Source organism: Streptomyces sp. NPDC001544 (assembly GCF_042894285.1).
In the GTDB taxonomy this organism is placed as follows: Bacteria; Actinomycetota; Actinomycetes; order Streptomycetales; family Streptomycetaceae; genus Streptomyces.
Genome location: NZ_JBIAVN010000027.1, coordinates 1 through 17,266 on the forward strand (window position 1 = coordinate 1; position 17,266 = coordinate 17,266).

The following is a 17,266-nucleotide window of genomic DNA, read 5'->3' on the forward strand; positions in this document are numbered from 1 at the left end:
GTGAAGCACAACGACCCGGTCGTGATGATCGAGGCGTACAGGCAGCTGGCCGCGCAGTGCGACTATCCGCTGCACCTGGGGGTGACGGAGGCGGGGCCGGCGTTCCAGGGGACGATCAAGTCGGCGGTGGCGTTCGGTGCGCTGCTCTCGCAGGGTATCGGTGACACGATCCGGGTGTCGCTGTCGGCGCCTCCGGTGGAGGAGGTCAAGGTCGGCAACCAGATCCTTGAGTCGCTGAACCTCAGGCAGCGGGGTCTGGAGATCGTCTCGTGTCCGTCGTGCGGCCGTGCGCAGGTGGATGTGTACAAGCTGGCCGAGGAGGTCACGGCGGGCCTGACCGGTATGGAGGTTCCGCTGCGGGTGGCCGTGATGGGCTGTGTCGTCAACGGTCCCGGTGAGGCCCGTGAGGCGGATCTCGGTGTGGCCTCCGGCAACGGCAAGGGGCAGATCTTCGTCAAGGGCGAGGTCATCAAGACCGTCCCGGAGTCGAAGATCGTGGAGACCCTCATCGAGGAAGCCATGAAGCTCGCCGAGAAGATGGAGGCGGACGGCGTGGCCTCCGGCGAGCCCGAGGTCTCCGTCGCCGGCTGACCCCTCCGGTCCCCCCTCACACCCCGTCACCCTGACGCCCCGTCACCTCCCTGGTGGCGGGGCGTAAGTATGTCTCCGACTCCCTTGACAGCTCCGATGTATGGAGGGACGTTATGGGGCGCACCTGCACCTATGTCCCACACGCCATACCCGCACCGGCTATACATCGGATGACAAGGTGACCGTATGAGACGCCGCAGACTGCTGGCCCTGTGGACCGCCCTCCTCGCCCTGCTGCTTGCCACCGCCCCCTCGGCCCAGGCGGCCCACACAGCACAGGCGCCCCCTTACCCACCCCGCCAGACCACGCTCCGCAACGCCACCGCCGGTCTCTTCCTCCACTGGGGCATGTTCACCGCCCCCGCCCACTACGACTGCGCCTCCTGGGAGAAGGCCGTCGACGACGGCGGCTGGAAACCCGACTACTGGGTCGACGAGGCCCGCAAGATCCGCGCGAGCTACATCGTGCTCGCCACCTTCCACTCCCGCCTCGGCTACGCGCGCCCATGGCCGTCGGCCATCCCCGGGTCGTGCTCCACGAAGCGCGACATCCTCGGCGAACTCATCGACGCCGCGGCGAAGAAGGGCCTGAAGGTCATCCTCTACATGACCGACGACCCCCAGTGGCACGACGAGAAGGGCGTGGAGAGCCTCGACTCGGCCGCCTACTCCGCATACAAGGGCCACGACGTCGACCTCACCACCCGTCAGGGCTTCGGCGAGTTCGGCTACGACAACTTCTTCGAGGTCATGCGCAACTACCCGAAGCTGTCGGGCTTCTGGATCGACAACGACAACGAGTACTGGGAACAGCACCAGCTCTACGAGCAGATCCGGCAACTGCGCCCGGACATGACGCTGAGCAACAACAACGAGGACACCCCGATCATGGACATGGTGTCCCATGAGCAGAAGGTCGGCATGACCCCGCCGTACGACCAGCCGTCGGCGATCTGGACGCCCCTGCCGCGCCTGACCGAGTCCTGCTACAAGGTGCCGGACACCGGCAGCTGGTGGTACGACGGCCAGGACCGCCCGGTGTCCACCGCCCTCAACGTCGACCGGTACATCGCCAACGCGGGCAACTCCATCCGCTCCCTCATGGACTTCACCGCCATGGTCGACGGCCGCTTCCCGCCGCAGCAGGAGAAGTTCATCGACCTGCTGAAGGACTACCTCCCGCCCATCTGGGAGTCCCTGCACGGCGTCGACGCGGGCGGCTTCCTGTACGGCGGCATGCAGCCGGGCAGCTGGAACGACGGCTCGTACGGCTACGTCACCGTCAGCCGCGCCCACCCCGCCACCACCCAGTACGTCCACGTCACCACCCGCCCGACCACCGGCGCCCAGATCCGCGTCCGCGACAACGGCTACCGGATCGAGCGCGTCACCGACCTGCGCACCGGCAAGCGCCTCCACTTCGACCAGCGCGGGGGCACGCTCACCATCCGAGGCATCACCGACTGGGACCCGTACGACACCGTGTTCAAGGTGCGCACCGCCGCACACCGCGAGGGCGTGTACCCGGCCTACTCCGTCAGGGCGAGCGAACCCGCCCTCACCGACGGCGACTTCACCACGTACAGCGACAACAAGGGCGTCCTGCCGACCGGTTTCACCCTTGACCTCGGCCGGGCCCGCAAGGTGGCCTTCCTCGGGATCGACCAGCGCGAGTGGTCGCCGACGTACAACCGGGAGTCCTTCGGCCGCAAGGAGGACTCCGCGCGGATCAAGGACTACACGGTCTCCGTGAGCGACGACGGAACCACCTGGCGGCAGATCAAGGCAGGGGTGCTGGAAAGCGCCCGGGGAATCCGCTTCGTGGACCTCGGCGACCGTGTGCGCACCCGCCACGTCCGGCTCGACGTCCCCACGACCTGGGCCGCGGCCACCGTACCGAACTACCACAAGCAGCTGCGCATCGACGAGGTACAGGTCGGTTACGGCCATCCCAGGAGCAAAGGCTGACCCGCGGCTCCCACCGCGCTGCCCCCGCGGGGCGGCGCGGCACAATTTCGGCAGGTACAGTGCGGAGATCAGCAGACCCTCAGGGTGAGGCCCGCACGTGTTGACCCAGACCACCTCTCGGGTGCTCGAACCGAGCGACCTGGACGCCGCGCTCGCCGTCCTCGACCGCGAGCCGGTCGCCAACGCCTTCGTGACCTCCCGCGTCCAGGTCGCGGGCCTCGACCCCTGGCGGCTCGGCGGGGAGATGTGGGGCTGGTACGAGGACGGCATGCTGACGTCCCTGTGCTACGCGGGAGCCAACCTCGTCCCGATCTGCGCCACCCCGCGCGCCGTACGCGCCTTCGCCGACCGCGCCCGACGGGCCGGACGCCGCTGCTCCTCCATCGTGGGGCCCGCCCAGACCACCGCCGAGCTGTGGCGACTGCTGGAACCGCACTGGGGCCCCGCCCGGGAGGTCCGCACCCGCCAGCCCCTCATGGTCACCGACCGCATGCCCGCCGACATCGCCCCCGACCCCTACGTGCGCCGGATCCGCAAGAACGAGGTGGAGACGATCATGCCGGCGTGCGTCGCGATGTTCACCGAGGAGGTCGGCGTGTCCCCGCTGGCCGGGGACGGCGGCCTCCTCTACCAGGCCCGCGTCGCAGAACTCGTCGGCTCCGGCCGCTCCTTCGCCCGCCTCGACGAACACGGCAAGGTCGTCTTCAAGGCGGAGATCGGCGCGGCGACCTCCCAGGCGTGCCAGATCCAGGGCGTGTGGGTGGCCCCGGAATACCGGGGCCGAGGACTTGCCGCCCCCGGAATGGCCGCGGTCCTGCGGTACGCGCTGGCCGACGTGGCCCCGGTGGTGAGCCTGTACGTGAACGACTTCAACACCCCGGCGCGGCGGGCGTACGAGCGGGTGGGCTTCCAGGAGGTCGGCGCCTTCATGAGCGTGCTGTTCTGAGACGGTCGCAGCAGCCCGGGGCGGTCGTACCGGGAGAGGTCAGGGCCCGCCTCAGGGACGTCTGAGGGGCAATCCCGGATGGCCGGGCCGAACGGTGTCGGCAGCATGATCCTCATGACCTCACACTGGATCTCCGGACGTGTCTCCCGACGTTCCTTACTCGGTGGCTCGCTGGCCGGCGCGGCCCTGGCCGCGTCCGGCGGCACGATGTCCCGTGCGGCCACCGGCGCAGACCGCCGCCCGCCGCCGCTGGACACACAGGCCCTGCGCGCCGCGGTCCGCGACCTCACCCACCCGCCCGCCACCTCGGCGCAGCTGCGCGTCTCCCGCGGGGCGGACCACTGGTACACGGCCGTGGGAGCCGCCGACCTGACCGACGGCCGCTCCCCGCGCCCGGCCGACCGGTTCCGCGCCGGCAGTGTCACCAAGGTGCTCGTGGCGACGGTCGTCCTGCAGCTGTGGACCGCGCGCCGCCTCCGGCTCGACGCCCCGATCGGCCGCCACCTGCCCGGGCTGCTCCCGCCGGACTCCGCCCGGATCACCGTCGCGCACCTGCTCAACCACACCAGCGGGCTCCCCGACCACCAGGGTCTGCCCGACCTCAGCACCCCGGAGGCCGTGCTGCGGCACCGGTTCGACCGGTGGACGCCGCAGCAGTGGGTCGACACCGTCGCACACAGTCCGCTCAAGTTCCGGCCGGGCACCGCACAGGAGTACCGGGGCATCAACTACGTCCTGCTCGCCCTGCTGGTCGAGGAGCTCACCGGACGCCCCTACGGCGAGGCGATCGCCTCCCGCGTCCTGCGCCCGCTGGGACTGGACCACACCCTCATACCCGGCGACGACCCGCGGCTGCACGGCCCGCACGTGCACGGCTATCTGCGGATGACCGACGGCTCCCTGAGGGACGTCACCGTCTTCGACCAGTCCGGCTCCTGGGGCGAGGGCGAACTGGTCTCCAGTCTCGACGACCTCGGTCGCCTGCAAAAGGCCCTGTTCACAGGCGAGTTACTGACTCCGCAGGCGACGGAGCAGCTCTTCACCATGCCCCCCGACACCGTGCGCATGCTGGACGGCAGCCCCGCCCGGTACAGCATGGGGCTGCAGAAGGCCACCGTGAACGGAGTGACCTTCTGGGGGAAGACCGGCGAGACCTACGGCTACCGCACCCGCGTCTTCGCCACCCGCGACCGGAGCCTGAGCTTCGTGCTCTCCTGCACGCCGACGCCGCTCAGCACGGACGAGGACATGACCCAGCGGGTGGTCACTGTGCTCACCTCCTGACCCACACGGCGGCGGCGCCCCCCTGTAGTCTCCCCGCATGGACGTAGTGATCGGCCCACTCGACCTCCCGGCACACGTGGACGAGGCCCTGGCCGTCCAGGCCGTCGCCTTCGGACTGGACCCCGACGAGGTGGCCGTGCGACGCCAGATCGTCCTGCGCCACATGCAGTACCCGGGAGCGAGGGCACTCGGCGCCACAGCCGGCGGACGGCTCGTCGGATTCGTCTACGGCATGCCCAACGACCGGACCCACTGGTGGTCCACCGTCGTGGAACCGTATCTGCGGGCCCGCGGCCACGACGACTGGCTCGACGACTCCTTCGTGATCACCGAGCTGCACGTCCACCCGAGCCACCAGAACCGCGGTGTCGGCCGGGCCCTGATCACCGCGATCACCGACGGCGCCACCGAACCCCGCTCGATCCTCTCCGCCATCGACATCGACAGCCCCGCCCGCGGCCTCTACCACTCCCTCGGCTACCAGGACCTCGCCCGCCAGGTCCTCTTCCCCAGCGCCCCGAAGCCGTACGCCGTCATGGGCGCCCCGCTGCCCCTGCGCCGGAGTTAAGGATTTCCGGCCACGGCGGCGCCCCGGCTAACCTCCTGGTCATCACCTTCACCCGGCAGGAGTACGAGAACCATGGCGAACGCACCGGTCCAGCGCATGTCCCAGCTGCTGGCGAAAACGCTGCGCGACGACCCGGCCGACGCCGAGGTGCTCAGCCACAAGCTCCTGGTCCGCGCCGGCTACGTCCGCCGTACCGCCGCCGGCATCTGGAGCTGGCTGCCCCTCGGCAAGAAGGTCCTGGCGAACGTGGAGCGGATCGTCCGCGAGGAGATGGACGCCATCGGCGCCCAGGAGGTCCTCCTCCCCGCCCTGCTGCCGCGTGAGCCGTACGAGGCGACCGGCCGCTGGGACGAGTACGGCGCCGAGCTGTTCCGCCTGAAGGACCGCAAGGGCGGCGACTACCTCCTCGGCCCCACCCACGAGGAGATCTTCACCCTGCTGGTGAAGGACCAGGCGTCCTCCTACAAGGACCTGCCGGTCATCCTCTACCAGATCCAGACCAAGTTCCGCGACGAGGCCCGGCCCCGCGCGGGCATCCTGCGCGGCCGCGAGTTCCTGATGAAGGACTCGTACTCCTTCGACACCGAGGACGAGGGCCTCGCCCAGTCCTACGCCCTGCACCGCCAGGCCTACCAGCGGATCTTCGAGCGCCTCGGCCTCGACTACCGCATCTGCGCCGCCACCGCCGGCGCGATGGGCGGCTCCAAGTCCGAGGAGTTCCTCGCCCCGGCCGAAGCCGGCGAGGACACCTTCGCGGACTGCCCGAACTGCGACTTCGCCGCCAACACCGAGGCGATCACCTACGGGCTCCAGGAGCAGGACGCCACCGGCGTCCCCGCCGCCGAGGAGATCCCGACCCCGGACACCCCGACCATCGAGACCCTCGCCGCCTCCCTCGGCGTCCCGGCCTCCGCCACCCTGAAGAACCTCCTCGTCAAGGTCGACGGCGAGATCGTCGCGGTCGGTGTGCCCGGTGACCGCGAGGTCGACATGGACAAGGTCGAGGCGCACTTCGCCCCGGCCGCCGTCGAACTGGTCACCGCCGAGGACTTCACGGGCCGTCCCGACCTGGTCCGCGGCTACGTCGGCCCGCAGGGCCTGGGCGAGAAGGTCCGCTACATCGCCGACCCGCGCGTGGCGCCGGGCACCGCCTGGATCACGGGCGCCAACAAGGAGCACACCCACGCCAGGAACGTCGTCGCCGGCCGTGACTTCGAGGTCGACGCCTACGTGGACGTCGTGGTGGTGCAGGAGGGCGACCCGTGCCCCAACTGCGGCACCGGGCTGAAGCTCGACCGCGCCATCGAGATCGGGCACATCTTCCAGCTCGGCCGCAAGTACGCCGACGCCCTCAAGCTCGACGTCCTCGGCCAGAACGGCAAGCCGGTGCGCGTCACCATGGGCTCCTACGGCATCGGCGTCTCCCGCGCCGTCGCCGCCCTCGCCGAGCAGCACGCCGACGAGCAGGGCCTGGTGTGGCCCAAGGAGGTCGCCCCGGCCGACGTGCACGTGGTCGCCGCGGGCAAGGCCCTGCAGACCGAGCTCGCCCTCGAGGTCTCCGGGAAGCTGGCCGCCGCGGGCCTGCGCGTCCTGGTCGACGACCGGGCGGGCGTCTCCCCGGGCGTGAAGTTCACCGACGCCGAACTCATCGGCGTCCCCCAGATCCTCGTCGCGGGCCGCCGCTCCGCCGAGGGCGTGCTGGAGCTGAAGGACCGCAGGAGCGGTGAGCGCGAGGAGCTGACGGTGGACGAGGCGATCGCACGCCTGACCGCCTGACCATCGCCGCGCGCGGCGGTCGGCGGGGTGCCGGCAGGCCTCGGCGGCGACACCGCCGTCGCGGGGCAGCCCCCTGGGCTGGGGGAGGGCTGACGGCCGCCCTGTGGCGGACCGGCCCTCCCCGGACCGGCGCCCATGCGGCCGCGGCCGGGAGCGGCCTCCCGGCGCCGGACCGAGGCGGCGCCGCCGCTGCCTGCCGACCCTGGTGATGGACCTCGTCGAGGGCCCCGACCTGCACCGCTACCTGCGCGAGAGAGGCCCCTTGCGCCGACGGCGCGGCGGACCCGCCCTGCGCCACCATGTCGACCCGAGCACCGGTCGGCCCGCCCGTACCCCTGGCACCCGGTCTCCGGGGCCGCCGCGACCACCACCGCGGCGGCCCCGGCCAGGGGCGTGGGATCCAAACGTCGGCCGGCCCGCGTCAGGCTGCCGCCCGGCTGGTCGCACCGCACGAGCTGGTCGCGACGACACCCGGCTGGAGCACCGCGCCCGCCGAGCCACGACCGACAGCCCGGCCCTGGACCTGAAGCTCCGCGCACGGCAGGGGGCGTCCTCAGAGGGTGTCCGCAAAGTTCCTCCCCCCAGCCTTCGGCCGGGGGCCCCCAGAGCGCGCACCAGACGCCGCGGAGCCGCCCTCCGGGCGGACGACGGGACTTCGCGGAGGCGGCCTAGAGCCAGCCCGCGAACTCCAGCAGCAGTTCAGCGTCCTGCTCACGACCCACCCGGCGGGCCCGCACCCCGGACTCCACCGCCCGGAACAGGGTCCAGCCTTTGAGCCGCTCCTGGTCCACGTCCAGCGACTCCGCGAGCCGCTTCACCCGCCGCCGGGTGGTGGCCGCCCCCGACGGCGTGGCGATCAGGTCCTCCACCCGGTCCCGGACCAGCCGCGCGAGATCGAAGGCGCACTCGCCGACCAGCGGGTCCGGACCCACCGCCAGCCACGGCATGCGGTCCCCGGCCAGCACCTTGCTCTGCCGGAACGTGCCGTGCAGCAGCCGATGCTCCGGCGGCGCGGCCAGCAGCTCAGCGCGGGCCGCGAGCGCCGCCTCGACCAGCGGGGCCACCTGGGGGTCGGTCTCCGCGCCGGCCCGCATGGCCTCGGCCTGCCGCCCGGTCCGTCCGGCCACGGTCTCGAAGGAGAACTCCGCCGGCGGTTCCACCCACAGCCGCCGCAGCGTCCCCGCCGCCTCCAGCAGCGCCTTCGCCTCGGGCAGGGACCGCACGGACACATCGGGGTGCAGCCGTTCCAGCAGCAGCACGCCCTCGGCGCCGTCCGTCTCCAGGAGCTGTACGGCGCCCAGCCCGTCCCAGTGCGCGAGCGCCGCCCGCTCCGCCTCCGGCCGGGCCCGGGGCGGCGCCAGCTTCAGCACGGCCGGGGTCCCGTCCGCCCGGCGCACCAGCACGACCAGGCTGCTGCGACCGCCCGGCACCTGCACCCGCTCGACGGTCAGCCCGCGCAGCGCGACGGCCTGCCGCACGGCCTCCGGCAGTCTTTCCAGCCAGCCGTCACCGTCCGGTGCCGTCTCACCGAGCGCTCTGACGAGACGCCGCGGCGGTTCGAAAGCCATGCGCGAGCCGTTCCTTCCCGGGCTGCCGGATCATGCCGTCGGTGTCGCCGAGGCCGAGGCCGGCGGCGCGGTCGCGGACGCACCGGCCGCGGTGCCGTCCCGTTCGGCGAGACCAGGGAAGGCTACGCTCTCGCCGCGCCAGCGCACCGCCCGCACGGCGGTCTCCCGCAGCACCCCGGCTGCCTCGCGGCGCCGCCCGCCCGTCGTCGCCCGTACCAGGTCGGAGTACACCCCGGCCACGCGTTCCTCCAGCTCGGCGGCGAGCCTCACCGCCGCCTCGGAGTCCGGTACCGGGAACGGCAGGGCGTACGCCGCGTCCGCGGCCACCGGGGCGCCGCCCAGGTCGCGCACCTCACGGACCAGTGCATCCCTGCGCGCCCTGTGCGCGTCGTACGCCGTCCGTGCTTCAGTGCGCCGTTCCGCGCGGATCCGCCCGCCGACGACCCCGTACCCGTACACGGCCGCGTGCTCGGCGGCCAGGGCCGCCTGCAGGGCCTTGAGCTCGCCGCTCCCGGCCTGGTCGCTCACTTCCCGTCCTCCGTCAGCAGATACAAGTGCACCGCTCCGGCGGCCGCCACCGAGGCCAGCAGCCGGGCCAGCTCACCGTCCACCTCCAGCAGCGTCTTCGCCCGCCGGTCGGCGAGGTCCCGCTCGGCGGCGGCCAGCGCGGCGCGGGCGGCCTTCTCGTCGGTCGGGACGGCCGATGCCGATGCCGATGCCGATGCGGAAGCGGAAGCGGACGCCGGGGCCGGCGCCGAGGCGCCGGGAGAGCGCGAGGGCGCCGCCGTACCGCCGCCGAACGCCTCCGCGTGCGCCGCGGCCTCCGCCCGCAGCGGCTCCAGTCGGCCGGCCAGCGCCGGATGCGCCGCGATCACCGCGTCGTACCGTGCCACCAGGGCCCGGCTGTCCCGGGCCGCACGCGCGCGTGCCCGCGCGGAGACCGAGGGGGCGTCGCCCGTGCCACCGGATCCCCCGCCCCCGTCGGAGCAGCCCGCGAGCAGGGCCGCTCCCGCGGCCGAGGCGAGCAGTGTTCTTCTGCGCGACCACGGGAGGGCACGCGGCGGTGAGGAGAGGGGCACGGCAGACGTCCTCGGGGGCTCGTACGAACACACGGGCGGGGGCTCGCCGCTGATCACGGTACCCGCGAACCCGCCCGACCCATGTCACCGGCTCGTGGACCCACTTGAGGGGGCGTCGGAGCGGGTCGGCGGGCAGAGCCACCCGCGCTCCCCTCCCCGGCGGACCGGCCGCCCCGCCGGAGGCGGACGTGGACGGCAACACCCCCTGCGACCGGATACCCTTTGACCAGACACGCGCCCCATCCCACAACAGCACACGCGGCCGAGGAGTCACCCGGATGAGCACCACCCAGAGCGAGAGGCTGCGAGAACTGCTGGAACCGCTCGTCACATCCCAGGGCCTGGATCTCGAGGAGATCGCAGTCGACTCCGTCGGACGCAAACGGGTGCTACGCGTCGTCGTCGACTCCGACACCGGGGCGGACCTGGACCAGATCGCCGATGTGAGCCGCGCGCTCTCGGCGAAGCTCGACGAGACGGACGCGATGGGCGAGGGCGCGTACGACCTGGAGGTCGGAACCCCGGGCGCTGAGCGCCTCCTCAAGGAACAACGGCACTACGCGCGCGCGGTGGGCCGGCTGGCGAAGTTCCAGCTGGCCGAGGGCGGCGAACTGGTCGCCAGGATCCTGACGGTCGACGACGAGGGCCTCGACGTCGAAGTGCCCGGAGTCAAGGGCCGCAAGGCCACCACCCGCAGACTCGGCTACCCGGACATCGCCAAGGCGCGCGTGCAGGTCGAGTTCAACCGCAAGGACAAGAAGGAAGAGGAGGCGTAGCCGTGGACATCGACATGAGTGCCCTGCGGGGCTTGGTTCGGGAGAAGGAGATCTCCTTCGACCTGCTGGTCGAGGCGATCGAGTCGGCCCTCCTCATCGCCTACCACCGCACCGAGGGAAGCCGCCGACACGCGCGCGTGGAGCTCAACCGGGAGACCGGGCATGTGACCGTGTGGGCGAAGGAGGACCCCGAGGACCTCGAGGAGGGCCAGGAGCCCCGCGAGTTCGACGACACCCCGTCCGGCTTCGGCCGTATCGCCGCCACCACCGCCAAGCAGGTCATCCTGCAGCGGCTGCGCGACGCCGAGGACGACGCGACGCTCGGCGAGTACGCCGGCCGTGAGGGCGACATCGTCACCGGAGTGGTCCAGCAGGGCCGCGACCCGAAGAACGTGCTCGTCGACATCGGCAAGCTGGAGGCCATCCTGCCGGTGCAGGAGCAGGTGCCGGGGGAGACGTACCCGCACGGCATGCGGCTGCGCAGTTACGTCGTACGGGTGGCGAAGGGCGTGCGCGGCCCGTCCGTCACTCTTTCGCGCACCCACCCCAACCTGGTGAAGAAGCTGTTCGCCCTCGAGGTGCCGGAGATCGCCGACGGCTCCGTCGAGATCGCCGCGATCGCCCGTGAGGCCGGTCACCGCACGAAGATCGCCGTGCGTTCCACCCGTTCGGGCCTGAACGCCAAGGGCGCCTGCATCGGCCCCATGGGCGGCCGGGTGCGCAACGTGATGGGCGAGCTCAACGGTGAGAAGATCGACATCGTCGACTGGTCGGACGACCCGGCGGAGATGGTCGCGAACGCGTTGTCACCCGCCCGGGTGTCCAAGGTGGAGGTCGTGGACATGGCCGCCAGGTCCGCCCGGGTGACCGTGCCGGACTACCAGCTGTCGCTGGCCATCGGCAAGGAGGGCCAGAACGCCCGGCTCGCCGCCCGGCTCACCGGCTGGCGGATCGACATCCGGCCGGACACGGAGCAGCCCGGGGAATAGATCCAGGCCGCAGGACGCTTGGATCACGACAGTTCTATGCACGACAACTGTTCGATCTATCACCCAGAGGGGTGAGGTCGGTACGGGGAGGTAGACTTAACCGTGTCTGGCCGGACGCATGCCCGAGCATGCCCTGAACGCACCTGCGTGGGGTGCCGGGAGCGGGCGGCCAAGACGGGTCTGCTGCGGATCGTGGCGATCGAGGACGCGTGCGTCCCCGATCCTCGCGGTACGCTGCCCGGCCGGGGTGCCTACGTGCACCCCGCACTGGTCTGTCTCGACCAGGCGGTACGCCGCCGGGCGTTCACGCGGGCACTGCGCGCCCCGGGAACGCTCGACACAAAGGCGTTGCGCCAGTACGTCGAGCAGACGACAGTTGCCGAGCAGGCAACACCGTAAGACGTGCCGCACGGAACCCCGTGCGGTCTGGTACCTCGCGAGTCGAAAGCAGGTCGAGATTGCGATGAGCACTCGATGAGTACGCGATGAGTACGCCCATGAACTAGCGACGGTCCGGCCGCAACCCGGACCTCAAAGGAGCGAAGTGGCTAAGGTCCGGGTCTACGAACTCGCCAAGGAGTTCGGTGTCGAGAGCAAGGTCGTCATGGCCAAGCTCCAGGAACTCGGTGAATTCGTCCGTTCGGCGTCTTCGACGATCGAAGCGCCCGTAGTACGCAAGCTGACCGACGCCTTCCAGGGCGGTGGCAACGGCAAGCCCGCCCCGCGCAAGGCCGCCCCCAGGCCCGCCGCGCCCTCTCCGGCGCAGGCGGCGCGTCCGGCTGCACCGAAGCCGGGCGCCCCCAAGCCGCCGTCGGCCCCGCAGCCGTCGGCACCCCAGCCCGCGGCTCAGCAGCCGTCGGCTCCGTCGGCGTCCACGCCGGCCCCCGGCCCGCGTCCGGTGCCGGGCCCCAAGCCCGCGCCGCGTCCGGCGCCGGCCGCCCCGGAGTTCACCGCTCCGCCGGCCGCTCCCGCCCCGCAGGCTCCGGCCGCCCAGGGTCCGCGCCCCGGCGGCGCGCGTCCCGGCGCGCCCAAGCCCGGCGGCGCCCGTCCGGGTGGTCCCGGCCAGGGCCAGGGCCAGCGGGGCGAGCGTCCCGCCGGTCAGGGCGGTCAGCGTCCCGGCGGCCAGGGCCCGCGTCCCGGCGCCCGTCCGGCCGGTCCGCGTCCGGGTAACAACCCCTTCACGTCCGGTGGCTCCACCGGCATGGCCCGCCCGCAGGCCCCGCGCCCGCAGGGCGGACCCCGCCCCGGCGGTCCCGGTGCCCCCGGTGGTGGCCCCCGTCCCCAGGCGCCCGGCGCCCAGGGCGGCGGTCCCCGTCCGCAGGCTCCCGGCGGCCCGCGCCCGACCCCGGGCTCGATGCCGCGTCCGCAGGGCGGTCCCCGTCCCGGCGGTGGCGGCCCCGGCGGCCCGCGTCCGAACCCCGGCATGATGCCTCAGCGTCCTGCCGCGGGTCCGCGTCCCGGCGGTGGCGGCCCCGGCGGCCGTGGTCCCGGTGGCGGCGGTCGTCCCGGTGGCGGCGGCGGTCGTCCGGGCGGTGGCGGCTTCGCCGGTCGTCCCGGTGGCGGTGGCGGCGGCGGCTTCGCCGGTCGTCCCGGTGGTCCCGGTGGCGGTGGCGGCGGTTTCGCCGGTCGTCCCGGCGGCCCGGGTGGCGGCGGCGGTGGCCGTCCCGGCTTCGGCGGTCGTCCCGGTGGTCCGGGTGGCCGTGGTGGCACGCAGGGCGCCTTCGGCCGTCCCGGTGGTCCCGCGCGTCGTGGCCGCAAGTCGAAGCGGCAGAGGCGCCAGGAGTACGAGGCCATGCAGGCCCCGTCGGTCGGCGGTGTGATGCTGCCTCGCGGCAACGGCGAGACCATTCGCCTGTCGCGCGGTGCCTCCCTCACCGACTTCGCCGAGAAGATCAACGCCAATCCGGCGTCGCTCGTCGCGGTGATGATGAACCTGGGCGAGATGGTCACGGCCACGCAGTCCGTCTCCGACGAGACGCTGCAGCTCCTCGCCGACGAGATGAACTACACGGTTCAGATCGTCAGCCCCGAGGAGGAGGACCGTGAGCTCCTCGAGTCCTTCGACATCGAGTTCGGCGAGGACGAGGGCTCCGAGGAGGACCTGGTCGTCCGTCCGCCGGTCGTGACCGTCATGGGTCACGTCGACCACGGTAAGACCCGCCTGCTGGACGCCATCCGCAAGACGAACGTCATCGCGGGCGAGGCCGGTGGCATCACCCAGCACATCGGTGCCTACCAGGTCTCGACCGAGGTCAACGACGAAGAGCGCAAGATCACCTTCATCGACACCCCGGGTCACGAGGCGTTCACCGCCATGCGTGCCCGTGGTGCGAAGTCGACCGACATCGCGATCCTGGTCGTCGCGGCCAACGACGGCGTCATGCCGCAGACGGTCGAGGCGCTCAACCACGCCAAGGCGGCCGACGTGCCGATCGTGGTCGCGGTCAACAAGATCGACGTCGAGGGTGCCGACCCGACCAAGGTGCGCGGTCAGCTGACCGAGTACGGCCTGGTGGCCGAGGAGTACGGCGGCGACACGATGTTCGTCGACATCTCCGCCAAGCAGGGTCTGCACATCGACAGCCTCCTCGAGGCCGTCGTCCTCACCGCCGACGCCTCGCTCGACCTGCGGGCCAACCCGGCCCAGGACGCGCAGGGCATCTCGATCGAGTCCCGTCTCGACCGCGGCCGCGGTGCCGTGGCGACGGTCCTCGTCCAGCGAGGCACCCTGCGGGTCGGCGACACGATGGTGGTGGGCGACGCCTACGGCCGCGTCCGCGCCATGCTCGACGACAACGGCAACAACGTCGCCGAGGCCGGCCCGTCGACGCCGGTCCAGGTCCTCGGCCTGACCAACGTCCCGGGTGCGGGCGACAACTTCCTGGTGGTCGACGAGGACCGTACGGCCCGTCAGATCGCCGAGAAGCGCGCCGCCCGCGAGCGCAACGCCGCGTTCGCCAAGCGCACGCGCCGCGTGTCGCTGGAGGACCTGGACAAGGTGCTGAAGGCCGGCGAGATCCAGCAGCTGAACCTGATCATCAAGGGTGACGCTTCCGGTTCCGTCGAGGCACTCGAGTCCTCGCTGCTCCAGCTGGACGTCGGCGAAGAGGTCGACATCCGCGTCCTGCACCGCGGCGTCGGTGCGGTCACGGAGTCCGACATCGACCTGGCGATGGGCTCCGACGCCATCGTGATCGGCTTCAACGTCCGCGCGGCCGGCCGCGCGGCGCAGATGGCCGAGCGCGAGGGCGTGGACGTCCGGTACTACTCGGTCATCTACCAGGCGATCGAGGAGATCGAGGCGGCCCTGAAGGGCATGCTGAAGCCGGAGTACGAGGAGGTCGAGCTCGGTACGGCGGAGATCCGCGAGGTCTTCAAGTCGTCCAAGCTGGGCAACATCGCCGGTGTCCTCATCCGCTCCGGCGAGGTGCGCCGCAACACCAAGGCCCGCCTCATCCGCGACGGCAAGGTGGTCGCGGAGAACCTCAACATCGAGGGCCTGCGTCGCTTCAAGGACGACGTCACCGAGATCCGCGAAGGCTACGAGGGTGGTATCAACCTCGGAAACTTCAACGACATCAAGGTCGACGACGTCATCGCGACGTACGAGATGCGCGAGAAGCCGCGGGTGTAACACCCACGGTCCGCACCGGCCGACGGGACCACGGTCCCGCCGGCCGGTGCGGCATAGCCGAGGGCTTTTCCCTTGGGAAACCGGGGGTCTGGGGGCGAAGCCCCCAGGCCTGACCGGCAGCCCCGGGCGAGGCAAAACCCCGTCGAGCCTCCGGCAGGAACGGGGTACCGTTCATGATGTCCCCGGCCACACGGCCCCGGGGCCATCGACCCCGTACCGGCGGGTGAACCGGTTACACACATGTACGTGGGGACTCTGTCCTTCGACCTCCTCCTCGGCGACGTACGGTCGCTCAAGGAGAAGCGCTCCGTCGTCCGCCCGATCGTCGCCGAACTCCAGCGGAAGTACGCCGTGAGCGCGGCCGAGGTGGACCACATGGACCTCCACCGGCGGGCCCTCATCGGCCTCGCCGTGGTCTCGGGCGACGCGGCACACCTCACCGACGTACTGGACCGGTGCGAACGGCTGGTCGCCGCCCGCCCCGAGGTGGAACTGCTGTCCGTCAGACGGCGGTTCCACGGCGACGACGACTAGACCCCCAAGAACGACCGAGAGACAAGAACGGGAGACGGACCAGTGGCCGACAACGCGCGGGCGAAAAGGCTGGCGGACCTCATCCGAGAGGTGGTGGCCCAGAAGCTGCAGCGCGGGATCAAGGACCCGCGGCTCGGCTCGCACGTCACCATCACGGACACCCGGGTCACCGGGGACCTGCGGGAGGCGACCGTCTTCTACACGGTGTACGGCGACGAGGAGGAGCGGAAGGCCGCCGCCGCGGGCCTGGAGAGCGCCAAGGGCATCCTGCGCTCCGAGGTCGGCCGGGCGGCCGGCGTGAAGTTCACGCCGACCCTCGCGTTCGTCGCGGACGCCCTCCCGGACACCGCCAAGAACATCGAGGACCTCCTCGACAAGGCGCGCCTGTCCGACGAGAAGGTACGCGAGGCGTCCGCGGGCGCCGCGTACGCCGGTGAAGCGGACCCGTACCGCAAGCCGGGCTCCGAGGACGAGACGGACGACACCGCGGAATGACCGACAAGCGCACCACGCCCGACGGACTTGTCATCGTCGACAAGCCGTCGGGCTTCACCTCGCACGACGTGGTCGCCAAGATGCGCGGGATCGCCAGGACCCGCCGCGTCGGCCACGCCGGCACCCTCGACCCCATGGCGACGGGCGTCCTCGTCCTCGGCGTCGAGAAGGCGACGAAGCTCCTCGGGCACCTGGCCCTCACGGAGAAGGAGTACCTCGGCACCATCCGCCTCGGCCAGACCACGGTCACCGACGACGCCGAGGGCGAGATCACGGCATCGGCCGACGCGTCCAAGGTCACCCGCGCCGCCGTCGACGCCGGTGTCGCCAAGCTGACCGGCGACATCATGCAGGTGCCGTCCAAGGTCAGCGCCATCAAGATCGACGGCGTACGGTCCTACAAGCGGGCCCGCGAGGGCGAGGACTTCGAGATCCCCGCGCGGCCCGTCACGGTCTCCTCCTTCGCCGTCCACGACGTCCGGGACGCGGTCGCCGAGGACGGCACACCGGTCCTCGACCTGGTGGTGTCGGTGGTCTGCTCCTCCGGCACCTACATCCGCGCCCTCGCCCGCGACCTGGGCGCCGACCTCGGCGTCGGCGGGCACCTCACGGCCCTGCGCCGCACGCGCGTCGGACCGTACAAGCTGGACGCGGCCCGCACCCTCGACGAGCTCCAGACGGAGCTGACCGTGATGCCGATCGCCCAGGCGGCCGCGGCCGCGTTCCCGCGCTGGGACGTCGACACCAGACGCGCCCGGCTGCTCACCAACGGCGTGCGGCTGGAGATGCCCGACGAGTACAAGGGCAGCGGCCCCGTCGCCGTCTTCGGCCCCGAGGAGCACTTCCTCGCCCTGGTCGAGGAGCACAAGGGCAAGGCCAAGAGCCTCGCCGTCTTCGGCTGACCCGGCCCGGGGCTGTGCCCGTGGAGCGGCGGCCACGGGATGTGGCCGCCGCTCCACGGTCCCCCCTCGGTTCCCCCACCCCTAGGGTTATCCAGCCGCCCCCGCCTATTCACCCGACCGAGCAGGCGCTCGGAGTGAACCGGGGGAGCGGAAGGG

The 17,266-nt window shown here is 71.9% G+C and carries 16 protein-coding genes; 13 read left to right on the forward strand and 3 right to left on the reverse strand.

Annotation, left to right across the window (positions count from 1 at the left end; all coding sequences use genetic code 11):
• From ACFY0F_RS37435 to ACFY0F_RS37460, 6 genes are all read left to right on the forward strand, one after another.
• Positions 1 to 591, forward strand: a 591-nt coding sequence (locus tag ACFY0F_RS37435) for a flavodoxin-dependent (E)-4-hydroxy-3-methylbut-2-enyl-diphosphate synthase (RefSeq protein ID WP_388805050.1), incomplete at its 5' end; no start/stop codon positions are given.
• 186 nt (positions 592 to 777) lie between these two features.
• Positions 778 to 2,559, forward strand: coding sequence for an alpha-L-fucosidase (locus tag ACFY0F_RS37440; protein ID WP_388805053.1), 1,782 nt, complete (start codon positions 778 to 780; stop codon positions 2,557 to 2,559).
• A gap of 97 nt (positions 2,560 to 2,656) precedes the next feature.
• Entirely contained in the window at positions 2,657 to 3,505 is an 849-nt protein-coding gene (locus ACFY0F_RS37445) for a GNAT family N-acetyltransferase (RefSeq protein WP_388805056.1), read from the forward strand.
• A 114-nt stretch (positions 3,506 to 3,619) separates the two neighbouring features.
• Positions 3,620 to 4,789 carry a serine hydrolase domain-containing protein gene (locus ACFY0F_RS37450; protein ID WP_388805059.1) on the forward strand — a complete coding sequence of 390 codons (1,170 nt, stop codon included), beginning with the start codon at positions 3,620 to 3,622 and terminating at the stop codon, positions 4,787 to 4,789.
• A 37-nt stretch (positions 4,790 to 4,826) separates the two neighbouring features.
• Positions 4,827 to 5,357, forward strand: a complete 531-nt coding sequence (locus ACFY0F_RS37455; RefSeq protein WP_388805062.1) for a GNAT family N-acetyltransferase — start codon at positions 4,827 to 4,829, stop codon at positions 5,355 to 5,357.
• Between the two features lie 72 nt (positions 5,358 to 5,429).
• Positions 5,430 to 7,133 carry a proline--tRNA ligase gene (locus ACFY0F_RS37460; protein WP_388805065.1) on the forward strand — a complete coding sequence of 568 codons (1,704 nt, stop codon included), beginning with the start codon at positions 5,430 to 5,432 and terminating at the stop codon, positions 7,131 to 7,133.
• 668 nt (positions 7,134 to 7,801) lie between these two features.
• Here the strand turns inward: ACFY0F_RS37460 and ACFY0F_RS37465 are convergent.
• From ACFY0F_RS37465 to ACFY0F_RS37475, 3 genes are read right to left on the reverse strand one after another with little or no spacing between them, the layout of a single operon-like run.
• Complete coding sequence (locus ACFY0F_RS37465) at positions 7,802 to 8,701, reverse strand: aminoglycoside phosphotransferase family protein (RefSeq protein ID WP_388805068.1); 900 nt, start codon at positions 8,699 to 8,701, stop codon at positions 7,802 to 7,804.
• A gap of 30 nt (positions 8,702 to 8,731) precedes the next feature.
• Positions 8,732 to 9,229: a ferritin-like domain-containing protein gene (locus tag ACFY0F_RS37470; RefSeq protein WP_388805071.1), complete on the reverse strand. Its 498-nt coding sequence runs from the start codon at positions 9,227 to 9,229 to the stop codon at positions 8,732 to 8,734.
• Positions 9,226 to 9,780, reverse strand: coding sequence for a hypothetical protein (locus tag ACFY0F_RS37475; RefSeq protein ID WP_388805074.1), 555 nt, complete (start codon positions 9,778 to 9,780; stop codon positions 9,226 to 9,228). Before ACFY0F_RS37475 ends, ACFY0F_RS37470 begins: the two co-directional genes overlap by 4 nt.
• 278 nt (positions 9,781 to 10,058) lie before the next feature.
• Here ACFY0F_RS37475 and rimP point away from each other — a divergent pair, with 278 nt between their 5' ends.
• The 7 genes from rimP (at position 10,059) to truB (ending at position 17,110) form a co-directional block, all read left to right on the forward strand.
• Positions 10,059 to 10,556, forward strand: coding sequence for a ribosome maturation factor RimP (gene rimP, locus ACFY0F_RS37480; RefSeq protein ID WP_388805077.1), 498 nt, complete (start codon positions 10,059 to 10,061; stop codon positions 10,554 to 10,556).
• A gap of 2 nt (positions 10,557 to 10,558) precedes the next feature.
• Positions 10,559 to 11,545, forward strand: coding sequence for a transcription termination factor NusA (gene nusA, locus ACFY0F_RS37485; protein ID WP_186287342.1), 987 nt, complete (start codon positions 10,559 to 10,561; stop codon positions 11,543 to 11,545).
• Between the two features lie 102 nt (positions 11,546 to 11,647).
• Positions 11,648 to 11,944 (forward strand): YlxR family protein, encoded by a 297-nt coding sequence (locus ACFY0F_RS37490; RefSeq protein WP_388805080.1) that lies wholly within the window; start codon positions 11,648 to 11,650, stop codon positions 11,942 to 11,944.
• Positions 11,945 to 12,089: 145 nt separating this feature from the next.
• Positions 12,090 to 15,179: a translation initiation factor IF-2 gene (infB, locus tag ACFY0F_RS37495; RefSeq protein WP_388805083.1), complete on the forward strand. Its 3,090-nt coding sequence runs from the start codon at positions 12,090 to 12,092 to the stop codon at positions 15,177 to 15,179.
• A gap of 240 nt (positions 15,180 to 15,419) precedes the next feature.
• Positions 15,420 to 15,713: a DUF503 domain-containing protein gene (locus ACFY0F_RS37500; protein WP_388805086.1), complete on the forward strand. Its 294-nt coding sequence runs from the start codon at positions 15,420 to 15,422 to the stop codon at positions 15,711 to 15,713.
• 42 nt (positions 15,714 to 15,755) lie between these two features.
• Positions 15,756 to 16,208, forward strand: a complete 453-nt coding sequence (gene rbfA / locus ACFY0F_RS37505; RefSeq protein ID WP_388805089.1) for a 30S ribosome-binding factor RbfA — start codon at positions 15,756 to 15,758, stop codon at positions 16,206 to 16,208.
• Entirely contained in the window at positions 16,205 to 17,110 is a 906-nt protein-coding gene (gene truB / locus ACFY0F_RS37510) for a tRNA pseudouridine(55) synthase TruB (protein WP_388805092.1), read from the forward strand. Before rbfA ends, truB begins: the two co-directional genes overlap by 4 nt.
• The last annotated feature ends 156 nt before the right edge of the window (positions 17,111 to 17,266 follow it).